Here is a 13503-nt window from a genome sequence, read left to right as displayed (position 1 = left end):
GGAACTTCCGGACCGACCCGGCTTGGTGGAGCGGCGAACGGGGGCGGGCATCAGCGGTCACCTCGGGCGAGGGAGGCGGGCACCAGGAAGGTTACGGCGGCGGGGAACCAGCGGGCGGTCGGGTCGGCGTAGCGGCGGCGAAGCGCCTCGGTTTCCCGCTCCCGCTGCGCCGGGATGTCGTCCAGCCGGGCTCGCAACGCGTCCCGATCCGCGTGCAGCTGCTCCTGCTCCATGGCGAACAGCGTCGGCTGCTCCCAATATGGCCCGTCGGTGAGCTTCTGCCGGATTGAGATGGCCAGTTCGGCGAGCACCTCCTCGATCGCAGTGACCTCTTCGTCGCACCGCTGGGCGAGCAGTCCGTGCAGGCTCCGCGCCCTCTGGTTGGCCCGGGTCGCTAGCGCTCGGCCGAGCGGCTCGGCGAGGGAAGGCCACAGCTCGGCAAACTGCTCGCGGGCCCGCTCGGCCGGCGGCTGCTCGGTGGCGGCAGCCAACCAGCGGTCAAGATCTTCTTGTCGGGCCCGGGTCAGCCGGCCGGCTTCGATCTCGCCGCCAGCGACGACGATTTCCTCGTGCAGTCGGGTCCCCTCGGCGCCGGTCACCACGACGCGGCCGTGCGCGACCACCGCTGGGGCGCGCAGCAAGTCGCCGGGTATGACCCGGGCGGTAACTCGGCTCAGCTTCGCCGCACCAATCAGGCCAGCGGGTGCATCGGTCGGGCCAGCGCCGGCGCCCCGGGCCTGCGCCCAGAGTTCGGCGCGGAGTAGCCGCAAGCACATCTGCACCAGCCGGTGCCCGAGGTGTAGCAGCACCACATCGGTACGCCCGGCGGCCGCCTCCGGATCGAACGTGACCGGCCGCTCCTGACCTGTAACTGGGTGCAGCAGTCCGTCGTTTCGGGCGGCGGCCCAGGCGCCGGGCAGTTCCGGCAGCCGGAACCAGGCCCCGGTCGCCTCCGCTGGGGTTGGTGCGGTGACGAGGTCGCGGCGGTGCGCTAGCCGCAGGCCGGTTCGAACCACCCGCTCGACCGTGGCTGGGGTGAGGTTCAGCTCTGCCCGGCTGCCCTTCAGGGCCTCGGTGAGTTTGTGTAGCTCCCGGGCAAGATCTCGTTCCACCCGCAGCCGGGCTCGGCTGGCCCGCCGATCAATCTCGGCATCGGTGACCTGCCAGTCCGTACGCTTGCCGGTCATCTTCTGCTCGACCTGAGCTGCGATCACTTCGCCTGCGCTGCCCAGGTCGGCGCGGATCGCCTCCACCTTCTCCACGGCTACCCGGAGGAAGGACAGCTCGTCCTCCAGCGAACCGGTGGTGTAGTCGACGTGCTGCCAGCCGGCCGGCACGAAGTGCAGCACCTGGACCTCGGCCGCGCGCTGCCCGTGTCGGTCGACCCGGCCGTTGCGTTGTTCGAGCCGGTTCGGGTTCCACGGGATCTCCCAGTGCAGCAGCCGGTGGCAGTGCCGCTGTAGGTTGATGCCCTCGCTGGCCGCGTCGGTGGCGAGCAGGATCCGGACATCGTCCAGCTCTGGATCCTCAGTGAAGACGCTCTTGACGTGCTCGCGTTCTTCAGCGTCCTGCCCGCCGTAAAGCAGTGCGATCCGCTCTTTCGGGTATCCGGCGGTGAGCAGCCGCTCGTGCAGCCAGCGTTGGGTGTCGCGGTATTCGGTGAAGATGATGACCCGCTCGGTCTCCCACTCGCCGCCCGGACGGACGATCGGGTCCAGCCATTCGCGCAATGCGGCGAACTTAGCGTCCGGTCGGTCCTGCGCCGACCATGCCCAGGTACGCAGATCGTCGAGGAGGCTGCGCTCCTCGGTCGAAAACGGCGGTGCGTAGTGCCGGACCGCTGCCAGTGCGTCGGCCTCGGCCTCACCGTACGCCTGGTCGTCCTCGGCGGTCTCGGCGAGCCGCTCGATCATCGGCTGCAGTACCTTTTCGCCTGCCGCCCGTTCCACCTGGCGGCCGACGGCGGCAGCGACGTCGGCGTCCCGGGCGGTCATGGTGGCCAGGTGGGTGTCGATGGTCTCAGCGAACGCCTTCGGTGAGGAGAAGAGCCGACGCTTGAGCAGAGTGGTGACGAAGTCTGCGGCGATCTCATCGGCGCGGCCTGGCGCGCTGGCCCGACGGCTGGCGGCATAACGTGACAGAAGGTCGTGCGCGTGTCGCTCGGCGGCGGAGTAGTCGACCTCCAGGTAGTCGAGCCGACGTGCCGGGAACCGGGGCGTGCCATCCCACTTCGGCGGCAGTTCGCTCTTGAGCCGGCGCACCATCACGCGGGCCAACTGCTCCGGGGTCGGCTTAATGCCACGAGCGAACCGCTGGTCGTCGAGCAGCTCCAGCAGCGCGGTGAACGACTCCAGGTAGCCATTGTGCGGGGTCGCGGAGAGGAAGAGGCGGTGCTCGCAGTGTGGGGCGAGGGTCCGGATCGCCCGGGTTCGGTGCGAGTCGATCGCGTACCGCCCGCGGCCCGACGGCGCGCAGGTGTGTACTTCGTCGACCACGAGCAGGTCGAAGGTGCGCGGGTAGCGGGGCGTTGGTGGGAGCACCTCGCGGAGCATGCGCAGTGGTCGTTCCCGCTTCAGCCAGTCAACGCTGACGATCAGCCGCGGGTAGTGCGTCCACGGGTTCGCGTAGAGGCCCCGGGACCGGCGTAGCTCCTTAAGCAGCGCCGCGTCGACGATCCGAAAGTCCAGGCCGAACTTGTCGCGCATCTCGTCGCGCCACTGCCGGGTCAGCCCGGCCGGGCAAGCGATCAGCATGGTCCGAGCGCGGTGCCGTAGCGTCAGCTCCTGCATCACCAGTCCGGCCTCGATGGTCTTGCCGAGACCGACGTCGTCGGCGATCAACAGGTTGGTACGTGGCATCGACAGTGCCCGGACAACCGGGTCGAGCTGGTAGTCCTCGATCTCGATGCCGGACCGGAAGGGCGCCTGTAACGCCGTGCGGTCGGCGGAGGCGATCGCTCCCCAGCGCAGCGCGTCGAGGAAGGCGTCCAGCTCGCCAGGGTCGTCGAAGCCGTGGCGCGGATCCGGCAGGGTGGCACTGTCGTGCACCACCCGGCCAGGCTCCAGCTCCCAGATCACCCGCAGCTCCTCGTCGCGAGCGTCGTCCTCGACGCTGACCAGCGTCACCAGGTGCGGGGCGCGGCCGGTGAAGACGTGCGGGTCGCCGCTGGCGATCTCCCCGCGCACGATGTCGGCGGCGACCCACCGGCGATTACGTACAGTGACGAGCTGGCCGGGTGCTGGTGCGTCGTCGCCGTCGTGGGCGAAAGCGCTGGCCGTTACGGTCCGTGCGGCGTCGACCGTCGTCATCGGGGCAGCCAATCGGCCCGTTCCATTGATACGCGCCTCCAGTCCGGTCTTTCGGCTATCCGCTTCATCGACGCGGTGTCATAGCATGGGCACCGCTTGACAGCACAGACGAGCAGAGTAGTACGGCGGTCGCCAGGGGAGGAAACGTCGTATGGCGCGGCTTGGCATCGCCAAGGACTTTCTGACCGATTACGCCAAGCTGCAGAAGCCGGTGCAGAAGGCGGTCGACGCGGCCATCGAGAAGTTCGCCGAACACACCCATGCTGGCCTGCATTTGGAGAAGCTGGCGAACGCCAAGGACCCGCGGATCCGCACGATCCGGATCAACCAGTTCTACCGCGGCGTCGTTCTTGCCCCCGACAGCGGTGACGAGTACCTCCTGCTCACCGTGTTGCCGCACGACGACGCGAATGCGTATGCCACCAGCCGCCGGTTCACCGTCAACCAGGCGCTCGGCGTACTGGAGGTGCGCAACCAGCAGGCGTTGGACGGCATCACGCCCGCGCTGCGGCAGGCCGCGAAGGACAGCCGCGACCTGCTCTTCGCCAAGGTCAAAGACACCGAGCTGATCCGGCTCGGCATCGACGCCGACATCCTGCCCTTGGTCCGGCTGCTCACCACCGAGGCCCACCTGGAGGCCCTGGCCAACCTCCTCCCCACACCGCAGTACGACGCGTTGACCGGGCTCGCTGCCGGGTTGAGCCCGGAGCAGGTATGGGCCGAGGTCAGCGCGTACCTGCCTATCACGGCGCCTGAGGAGGTCGACACCGAGGACATCACCGCGGCGGTGGCCCGGACTCCGGACCGGTTCGTGCTGGTCTCCGGCCCGGAGGAGTTGGCCCAGATCCTGGCCCACCCGTTCGACGCCTGGCGCACCTTCCTGCACCCCGCCCAGCGCGAGATCGCCTACCGTCCGTCGTACACCGGGCCTGCGCTGGTCACCGGCGGCGCCGGCACCGGCAAGACGGTGACCGCGCTGCACCGTGCTGTGTCCCTGGGCCGCCAGACATCGGCGGCGTCCCCGGTGCTGCTAACCACGTTCACCCGCAACCTCGCCGACGCCCTCGACCGGCAACTCGGCCTGCTCACGGACGACCCGACGGTCCGCGAGCGGATTGAGGTGATCAACGTCGACCGCTTCGCCTACCGTGTCGTCGCGGAAGCTCTCGACCGGCAGCCGGCGGTGGCCGACCAGCACACCCTGCGGCAGTTGTGGGAGAAGGCCGCAGCGGCGACCGGCGCGTTCGGCGCGATCTTCCTGGAACGGGAATGGGAGCACGTCATTCTCGCCCACGGCCTGCGGGGACCAGAGGAGTATGTCGCCGCTCGGCGGCACGGCCGAGGCATCCCCCTCAAGGCCGAGCAGCGGGTTCAGGTCTGGGAGGCGATCCGGCAGGTCACCGACGAACTGCGCGTGCTCGACCAGCGGACCCATCTTCAACTCGCCGACGAGGCGGCCCGAATTCTAGCCGAGCGGCCGGTCCGGCCCTATCGGCACGTCATCGTTGACGAAGGGCAGGACCTGCACCCCGCGCAGTGGCGCCTGCTCCGAGCCGCCGTTGCCCCCGGGCCCGACGACCTGTTCATCGTTTCCGATCCGCATCAGAGGATCTACGACAACCACGTGTCGCTCGGTCGGCTCGGGATCGGCATCCGGGGCCGCAGCCGGCGGCTCACCGTCAACTACCGAACCACCCAGGAAATTCTCGCCTGGTCGGTGCGATTGTTGACGGGCGTGACTCCAACCGGCCTGGACGACCAGCCCGACAGCCTCGCCGGCTACCGCTCCCCGATGCACGGTCGACGGCCGACCGTCCGCGCCTACCCCGACCGTACGGCCGAGTACGCCGGGCTTGCCGACCAGGTTGATACCTGGCTCGCGGCGGGCGTGGAACCACACGCCATCGGCGTCGCCGCCCGTAATGGCCATCTCGTTCGCGCCGTCCGGGACGCTCTCATCGCTGCCGGAATCCAGACCAGCTCAACGACGGCGACGAAGACCAACGTAGTGCGCGTCGGCACCATGCATGCGATGAAGGGCCTGGAGTTCCGCTGCCTTGCCGCCGTTGGCGTCGATGCCGGAACGGTGCCGGCAAAGGCAGCCGTGACCGCCCAGAGTCAGGATCCCGTCGCGCACGAGCACGATCTGCTCCGCGAGCGGTGCCTACTGTTCGTCGCGTGCACTCGGGCCCGCGACTCGCTCTACGTCTCCTACGTCGGCAACCCCAGCCCGTTCCTGAACTCCGCTCAGGCTTATTGACCGCGGAGATGCTCCCCGCACGTCGGCCAACCCGCCCCCAGCTCCCGATCAGGGATGTGGTGGCGCTCCTCGGAAGGGACAGCATGCAGGCTCAGACCCTCACCCCCGCGGCGATCTTCGGCCATCACATCCGGTACGTCGTGCCGCTGTTCCAACGCCCTTACGTCTGGAACCAGCAGGACCAATGGGCACCGCTGTGGGCGGACGTTCGCGCCGTCGCCGAGCAACTGCTAGAGGCGCCTGTGGGATACGGCGGGCCGAAGGTGGCTCCGCACTTCCTCGGCGCAATCGTGCTGGACCAGCCGCTCACTCCGGCGGGCTACATCGCTGTTCGCCACGTCATCGACGGGCAGCAGCGGCTTACAACCCTGCAACTCCTGCTCGATGCCGCCCAGTGGGTTGCCGAGCGCCACGGTGCGCCGATGGACGCCCAGGCGCTGCGGGTGCTGGTCTGCAACGAGCCCGCCATCGCGCAGCAGCCACATGAAGTCTTCAAGGTCTGGCCGACGGATCGCGACCAGGAAGCGTTCAGGGCGGCGATGGACAACGAGCTGAGCGTTCCGCCGGCGCTCGCCTCGTCGTCCATTGCCAGCGGCCACGCCTTCTTCGTCCAGCAGATCGAGACCTGGGCCGAAATCACCGGTGACCAAGACAAGGCCACCGCCCGGATCAGGGCCTTGACTCAGACGCTGCGAGACTTCCTCAAGGTCGTCGTCATCGACCTCGAGCCCGGTGACAACGCGCAGGTCATCTTCGAGACCCTCAACCATCGAGGCACACCCTTGCTGGCCGCAGACCTGATGAAAAATCTGGTCTTCCAGGTTGCGCTGAAGCAGGGGTTCGATGTCGCTAATCTGTACCAGCGGCGATGGCGGGAGCTAGACGGCGACTACTGGCGCCAGAAGATCTCGCGAGGGCGCCAGTACGTCCCCCGGATCGACATCTTCGTCAACTACTGGTTGATCGCTCGTCTGCTCCGTGAGGTTCAGTCGGATCGGATCTTCGTGGCGTTCCGCGAACACCTGCTGGGGGACGGGCCGGACATCGAGTCGCTCCTGAACGACCTGGCCAGGGACGCCCGCATCTACGCCTCCCTAGAGTCGCTGCCGCAGGATTCGGTGGTAGGCCGGTTCCGCTATCGAGTGATTCAGGCGATGGACTCGGCGGTGGTTACGCCCATCTTGCTGTGGCTGCTGCGGTGGTCGGAGGAGGAAATGCCGACAGCCCAGCGGGACAAGGCCTTGAACGCACTCGAAAGCTGGTTGGTCCGCCGAGCCGTCTGCCGCCTGACCAGTAAGGACATCAACCGCCTGGTGCTGGACCTGCTCCGCGAACTTGACTCACGCGGACCGAGCCTCGTGGGCGACGTGACCGAGCGTTTCCTGCTTGCCCAGGAGGCCGACTCTCGGTTCTGGCCCAGCGACGAGCAGGTCATCGGCGCGCTTCAAACCGCCCCGATCTACAAGTCACTGCTGCGCGCTCGCCTCCGGATGTTGATCGAGGCGCTGGAGGAGCGGAGGCGGACCAGCAAGAGTGAGCATGCGTTGTGCCCGCGCAACCTGACTGTCGAACACATCATGCCGCGGGCGTGGCGGGAGCATTGGGGTGTCGGCGTTGACGAGACGTCGGCCGCCGAGCGCGAGTTGCTGATACACACGCTGGGCAATCTGACGCTAGTCAACAACCGGCTAAACCCTTCCCTGTCTAACCGGCCATGGACAGACGAGGAGGCCAAGGCACGCGGGCTCGGCGACACCGGCAAGCGCAGCGAACTGCTCAAGCACAGCACGCTGAAGCTCAACGTCGATCTGGTCGAAAGCGGCTTATGGGGCGAGGAACAGATCCGCGCTCGCACCAGAAAGTTGGCGCAAATGATTGCCCAGATCTGGCCGGTACCTCAGGGGGTTTCGGCTATCGGGGCGAGCCTTGCCGGGGCCGAGCTTGATTCAGACGAGCCAGCGGTCGAGCTTCCCACCGATGATTCCTCTCACGGCAAGTACCAGCCAGTCACCGAGTGGCTGCGCGCACAGACTCGCGACGAACTTCCGGTGACCTTCGAGGACCTGGAAGACATCCTCGGCACTTCTTTGCCGCCATCGGCCCGGAACCATTTGCCTTACTGGTACTCGGCCAGCAACTCGTTAGGTAAGGCGATTGCGGCAGCCGGCTTCAAAGCCCGGGGCGTGAATCTCCCAGCCGAGAGTCTCGTTCTGGTGCGAGTAGCAGGCAGCTGACCTTCCTGGTTCCCGACGAGTCTGCTGGTTGTCCGCGGCGAAGCCGAGCGCGGTGGGGTGGGTCATGATCAGGGTGCGGTGCTCGGCGCAGCATCGACAGCCCACCGGTCGCGAAGGCTAAGGCGGGGAGATTCGGCGAGAGCCAGCTCCGCTGGGATGGGTCAGGTGGACGGGACGGTGAACTTGTGGGTGGTAGGTGGTCCCCTTGACCGGTACCTAGAAGGTTCTGCTGCTGGTGGCGGCAGCGGTGGGATAGGGGCCCGGGCGGCGGCGTCGGTGCTGTCACCCGGGTGGGATCACGTCCGCTGCGACGCTGCACAGCGGACGTGATTCCGAGGTTGTGGTGTCGGCTCGGCGGCTCCGTGTGCGGATCGCTGCACAGGCCTCGAACGCCGACGGGGGTCTCCAGGTGTACCGAGTTCGAAGACAGGCGGTGGGTCATGCGTCGCGGGTCCTGCCGTCGAGGCGTCTCCGGGGCGCGGCGGTGGGCGGGGTCAGCCTCGCAGCGGCTCGGCCTTCCGGCGTGGGGCGAAGGGATGGCCGAAAGCGTCGGGCCCGTGGTCAGGGTGTTGCAGGTAGGGCAGCGCGTCGGCGAGGTCGGCCAGGGTGAGCAGGCCGTGATGGCCGTGCAGTTGCCACAGCGGTCCGGCGGGGCCGAGGGCGGCCTGGGTGGCGTGGTCGCGGCTGGCGGTGACCACGGGTGCGAACAGGGTCTGCTCGGCCAGTCGCTGGTGCAGGTGGTGGGCGCGCTCGGCGGAGTGCAGCCACAGCAGCACCGGCCACTGCGGCCCGCCCCAGCGGGCCATCCGGTGGTAGTCGTCGAGTTTGCGGACGAGTTCGGTCAGGGGTTCGGTGCCGGTGTCGTACTCGAGGAAGAACGGCACCGGCCGGTTGCCGGCCGTCCAGATGCCGTGGCCGTCGGGGTGTATCGGGGCGGGACTGACCTGAAGTGCGACGTGTGAGTCGGCGTTGGCGAAGACACCGTGGTCGGCGCACCGTGATTCCGGCCACCACCGCCGCAGTTGGTGGTCGGGGTGGGTACGGGCGTGGCCGGCGAGGTCGGTGAAGAACTGGTTGACGCCGAGGCGGTGGCCCAGGAGGCGGGCGACGGTCCAGCGGCGGCGTCGGGCCTTGGTCTGGCTGGGCCGTGGCGGTGGCTGGTCGCGGTCCACGGCGACGAGTTCCGCGCCGAGTTGGTCCAGGACCCAGTGGTACGGGTAGGAGCCGCCGTCGGTCTTGAGCGGCCGGAACCGGTCGATGACGCCGACATCGTGGAGCCGGCGCAGCCGGCGTTGGGCGAAGTCCAGCGACGGGAACAGGGCGTAGGCGACCTGCGGCGTGGTCAGCACGCCGTGGTCGGCCAGCCAGCCGAGCAGGACGTGGTCGCGGGCGGTCAGCATGGACTGGGCACGAAGGAGTTGATCGGACATGGTTGGTGGCTCCTGCGGGGGTGAGGGAGAGACCGGAAGGTCTCTCTGAGCTGAGACGGATCCGGTCACTGGCGGCGTGTGCTGCGGTGTGAGCGGAATCGGGGGTCCGTTGCCGGGTCAGGTTCAAGGACGACCCCGCAACGGAGGCGGGCACTGACGCCGCAACTGACCTCGGCACGGTTCACCGGGCCGTTGATTACTGCGAGGGCCGGCCGAGAAACGGCAACCGCTGGAGGCGTGTGAGACGAGCTGGCCGCTCGATCCCGTGAGTCCAGCGGGTACCGGGATCCGTCGACGAGGACGGCGACGCCTCGGCCAGGCTGGCGGCAGCGGGACAGTCCCGCCGTCGGTGGCACACTCCCGCCGCCCGCGGACCCCGAATTACGCCATCCCCGGCGATGCGTCATCTGGCCGGTAGCCCCGGTGCCGCCGCGACTGTCGACGAACCAGCGAATGACGCGATGACACCCAGGTCCGCAGGTCACTTCCTGCCCGGCCCGCGAGGCGGCCACGACGGTCGCGGCCCGGTGAGGAAGCGGATCTACGAGCCGGTACCGCGCCCGAACGACCGCTTGGGGCGGTATGGCCACCGGTCGGCGCGGCCGGATCGACGGCCCCACGGCGTCCGGGGCAGCCGGCACGACGTACGCCCGATCGGGGGCCGCACTGCGCTTGCACTTATATAACCGCCGTTTGTGTGCGCTGGCGAACGCCTGTCCGACTCACAGCCACTCACAGCCCTGCTCCGCTCCGCGTTGACCGACAGCCGGCCCACGATCCTACGGGGGCCCTGACCAGGGCTGTGAGTGCGTGCGGCCCCGGCGCGAGAGCGCGAGACGAGGGGCTTTCCGGAGCCCTACACCCTGGCACCCACAGCGACTCACAGCCACTCACAAAGACTCACAGCGGCTCACAGCGACCGCCTCCCGTGCCGCCGAAGATGAGCCGTCCCTGGTCACGGGGACCAACGCGATCAACGGACAGGTGGGACGTACCCGCTGGCGCTTCGCGCGCATGAGCCGCGTGGGAGCGACCCGGGGTCTCGGCCACGGTGACGCCGCCTGTTCACCCGGGGACATCATGCTGCGCCTCATTCACGCCAGGCGCCGTCGCACCTTGAGAGATGCGGGAGGCAACTCCGGTGCCCGACCCGGGTGCCGCGCCACTGCCCGATGTCAACGACGTCCTTCGATTGACATGTTGTCCGCCGCGGCGTGGCGCGGCCACAGCCAACATGGCAAAGCTGCCGAAAGTGACACCGCGTCGCGTGTCCGGACACGCACGCCGGCCGCAGGCGCCATCCATCCACGCTCGGCGATTGACATCGCCTACGTAGGCATTGTTCGAAACTGGTGGATCGTGTCGACGTGTGCCACAAGACGATGTCCGAGCGGTGGCTTGTGTCATCGACACCAGTCGTTGACATTTTGTCCGGCGCGGTCGCTGAACAGGGCATTGACAGTCGGGATGCGCGCGCCAAACGGGTCTCCGTTGACTTCCGGTTGACCACGGGGCGCACCTGCGCCGGCGCGGGCAGAACGACTGAAGGCCCGCCGGCAGTGGCACAAACCTCGCGGTGTCACGTGTCCGCCAGCAACCCTTGACATCGAAGACCACGAGTTGATATGCGCGCCCGCGGCCCGGGTCGTGTGACACGTTCACGCGGCCGGCGGCATGTCATCGGGCGCGACATCAGGGGTCACTTCCGACCGCGAGGCGTCCGCTACGCAATCGACATTTATCGCTGCCTGTGTGCCTCCGGCGGGTGCGTTGGCACCAGGCACGGTGCGTGGCGCGGACCAGAGTCAGCGGTTGAACGGCGGCTCTGTGAGTCGCTGTGAGCGGCTGTGAGTGAGGCAGGCGTTCGCCAGAGCACACAAACGCGGGTTTACAAGTGTCAGGCACGACTCGCCCGGCGCAGTCGACATCACCGTGAACGAGCACCACCTCGGGGCCACACGGCACCTGTCCGGCCCGCTAACCCATACCGCCTTTCGTCCGTGTCGTGACCACTCGGCTTGCTCAACGATCCGCCAACGTCCGGGCCACGGCGCGGGCGCCGCCGGCATCTCCGCGCCGATGGCTACTGCCGGATCGACCAGCCGCCCGTCCCCGGCGACACCGTTAACGCTCCTGTCTTGATCACCGGAAGGACCGCCGCACGATGAGCACCCCTGACCAGCACCCCACCCCCGCAACTCCTACCCGCCCAGCCGGCGACGGCTCCCACGACACCTGGAACGCGCAGCAGATCCGCGCCCTGGGCGCGGTCACCGACCTGGGCACCGCCGCCAGGATCTTCGGGCTGTCCCGGTCCGTCGCCTACGACCTGGCCAAGCGCGACCGGTTCCCCGTCCCGGTGCTGCGGTTCGGCACCCGCTACCGCGTACCGGTCGCGGCGATCCTCACCGCCCTGCACCTACCCGCCGCCGACGGCCGGGGGTCCTCGACCGGACCGCCCGACGACGACTTGCCCCCCGGCGGAAGTCACGCGTCGATTACCCCGTACCGAATCCGCAGCCCCCGGCTGCCGCACACCCCGACCGAAGGGAACACCTGACGATGGCGGAAGGATCCGTCTTCAAACGCTGCTCCTGCCGCGACCGCGACGGGCGCAAACTCGGCAACCGCTGCCCGCGCCTGCGCCGGCCTAGCGGGGCGTGGAGCCCCGCCCACGGACGGTGGGCCTACCAACTCGAACTACCCACCCACCTCGGCAAGCCGCGCCGGCAACTACGCCGCAGCACCTTCGACACCCGCGACGCCGCCACCGCCGACCGCGACCAGGCCAAAGCCCTGCTCGCCCTCGCCGGCGACGACCCGGCCGTCGCCGCCGAGATCGCCGACATGCTCCTCACCGTCGCCATCGGTGCCCCGCTACCGGACCGCGACACCATCGCCCGCCGGGTCCGCGCCGGCCTACCGGCCACCGTCACCACCACCGTCGGCGAATACCTGCAGTCGTGGCTGGCGTCGCGCCGCAACCTGCGCAGCGTCCAACCCAACACGATGCTCGCGTACGAGTCGCACATTCGCACCCACCTGGTCCCCCACCTCGGCGCCATCCCCCTGGTCAAACTGCGGGTGGAGCACATCGAGGCCATGTTCACCGCCATCGCCGACCGCAGCACCGCCCTCGAGGTCGCCCGCCAGAGCGACGACCCCGCCGTCCGCGCCAGCGTCCGTGGGATGCGCACCACCAGACCGGCCAGCATGCACCGCATCCGCGCCACCCTGCGTAAGGCACTGAATGACGCCATCCGTCGCGGCAACAACCGGCTCATCGACTTCAACCCCGCCGCCCACATCGAACTGCCCTCCGGCGTACGGCCCAAAGCCCGCGTCTGGACCGCCAACGCCGTCCAACGGTGGCGCGACACCGGCGAGCGACCCAGTCCCGTCATGGTCTGGACACCCCAGCAGGCCGGCGCGTTCCTCGACCACGCCGAAGAACACGACCCCGCCCTCTACCCGCTGTTCACGCTGATCCTGCACCGGGGTCTGCGCCGAGGCGAGGCCGTCGGACTCACCGACACCGCCGTCGACCTCGACAACAGCCTGATCAGCATCACCCAACAGATGGCCACCCACGGCTACACACCCGTGATCAAGAAGGTCAAGTCCGAGTCCGGCAACCGGATCATGGCCCTGGCCAGCATCACCCGCACCGTGCTGCGCGCCCACCACGCCCGCCGCGCCACGTGGAAACTCGCCGCCGGCCACACCTGGCCCGACACCGGACTGTTCTTCGTCCAACCCGACGGACAGCCCTGGCACCCCAACACCGTCACCGACCGGTTCGAAGCCCTCGTCCGCGACGCCGACCTACCACCCATCCGACTCCACGACCTCCGGCACTGCGCCGCCACCTACCTCAAAGCCGCCGGCGCAGACCTCAAAGACATCCAGGAACTCCTCGGCCACTCCTCCGCCGCCATGACCGACGTCTACACCTCCGTCATCGCCGAACTCGACGTCGAACGCGCCAAGGCCGAAGCCGCCGCGAAGCTACTCCCCCGCCGGCGGAAACGGGCCGCGTAGACGGACAACATTCGCCAGACGGGTGGCAGCCCGAGGGCTGCCACCCCCGCCGTCGAGCACGACTCCGTTCGCTGCACGACTACCGCCGTGGACGCGAGCGGCGGACGGAGCACAGACGGCCCGCCAATTCAGTGGCCCGCGCGCCCAGCCGTCCCTGAACCGGCGGCGACTCGCCGGCAGGCGGCGGTAGACATCGTGGCCCGACTACCTGCCGAACGCCCCGACGCGAT

6 protein-coding genes are annotated in these 13503 nt (G+C 68.7%); 4 read left to right on the top strand and 2 right to left on the bottom strand.

The window, feature by feature from the left end; genetic code table 11:
- Nucleotides 1–50: 50 nt before the first annotated feature.
- Nucleotides 51–3308 (bottom strand): DISARM system SNF2-like helicase DrmD, encoded by a 3258-nt coding sequence (gene drmD / locus O7634_RS10745; RefSeq protein WP_278149984.1) that lies wholly within the window; start codon nucleotides 3306–3308, stop codon nucleotides 51–53.
- A gap of 151 nt (nucleotides 3309–3459) precedes the next feature.
- Here drmD and O7634_RS10740 point away from each other — a divergent pair, with 151 nt between their 5' ends.
- Both O7634_RS10740 and O7634_RS10735 read left to right on the top strand, forming a co-directional pair.
- Nucleotides 3460–5568, top strand: coding sequence for a UvrD-helicase domain-containing protein (locus tag O7634_RS10740; RefSeq protein WP_278149983.1), 2109 nt, complete (start codon nucleotides 3460–3462; stop codon nucleotides 5566–5568).
- Between the two features lie 83 nt (nucleotides 5569–5651).
- Nucleotides 5652–7802, top strand: a complete 2151-nt coding sequence (locus O7634_RS10735) for a DUF262 domain-containing protein (protein WP_278149982.1) — start codon at nucleotides 5652–5654, stop codon at nucleotides 7800–7802.
- 494 nt (nucleotides 7803–8296) lie between these two features.
- On the opposite strand, the gene O7634_RS10730 is transcribed toward O7634_RS10735, so the two are convergent.
- Nucleotides 8297–9232: a replication-relaxation family protein gene (locus tag O7634_RS10730; RefSeq protein WP_278149981.1), complete on the bottom strand. Its 936-nt coding sequence runs from the start codon at nucleotides 9230–9232 to the stop codon at nucleotides 8297–8299.
- Nucleotides 9233–11396: 2164 nt separating this feature from the next.
- Here O7634_RS10730 and O7634_RS10725 point away from each other — a divergent pair.
- Together O7634_RS10725 and O7634_RS10720 are read left to right on the top strand one after the other, a co-directional pair.
- Nucleotides 11397–11792 carry a DNA-binding protein gene (locus O7634_RS10725; RefSeq protein WP_278149980.1) on the top strand — a complete coding sequence of 132 codons (396 nt, stop codon included), beginning with the start codon at nucleotides 11397–11399 and terminating at the stop codon, nucleotides 11790–11792.
- Between the two features lie 2 nt (nucleotides 11793–11794).
- Complete coding sequence (locus tag O7634_RS10720; protein ID WP_278149979.1) at nucleotides 11795–13273, top strand: site-specific integrase; 1479 nt, start codon at nucleotides 11795–11797, stop codon at nucleotides 13271–13273.
- Nucleotides 13274–13503: the final 230 nt, after the last annotated feature.

The sequence above is a fragment of the Micromonospora sp. WMMD1120 genome, from assembly GCF_029626235.1.
Classification (GTDB): domain Bacteria; phylum Actinomycetota; class Actinomycetes; order Mycobacteriales; family Micromonosporaceae; genus Micromonospora.
This window is presented reverse-complemented; position numbering and strand designations above follow the sequence as displayed.

What these genes read in the sequence shown, in the direction of transcription:
- O7634_RS10740 (WP_278149983.1), top strand. Translation starts at nt 3,460, where the DNA reads ATGGCGCGGCTTGGCATCGCCAAGGACTTTCTGACCGATTACGCCAAG.
- O7634_RS10725 (WP_278149980.1), top strand. Translation starts at nt 11,397, where the DNA reads ATGAGCACCCCTGACCAGCACCCCACCCCCGCAACTCCTACCCGCCCA.
- drmD (WP_278149984.1), bottom strand. Translation starts at nt 3,308, where the DNA reads ATGACGACGGTCGACGCCGCACGGACCGTAACGGCCAGCGCTTTCGCC.
- O7634_RS10735 (WP_278149982.1), top strand. Translation starts at nt 5,652, where the DNA reads ATGCAGGCTCAGACCCTCACCCCCGCGGCGATCTTCGGCCATCACATC.
- O7634_RS10720 (WP_278149979.1), top strand. Translation starts at nt 11,795, where the DNA reads ATGGCGGAAGGATCCGTCTTCAAACGCTGCTCCTGCCGCGACCGCGAC.
- O7634_RS10730 (WP_278149981.1), bottom strand. Translation starts at nt 9,232, where the DNA reads ATGTCCGATCAACTCCTTCGTGCCCAGTCCATGCTGACCGCCCGCGAC.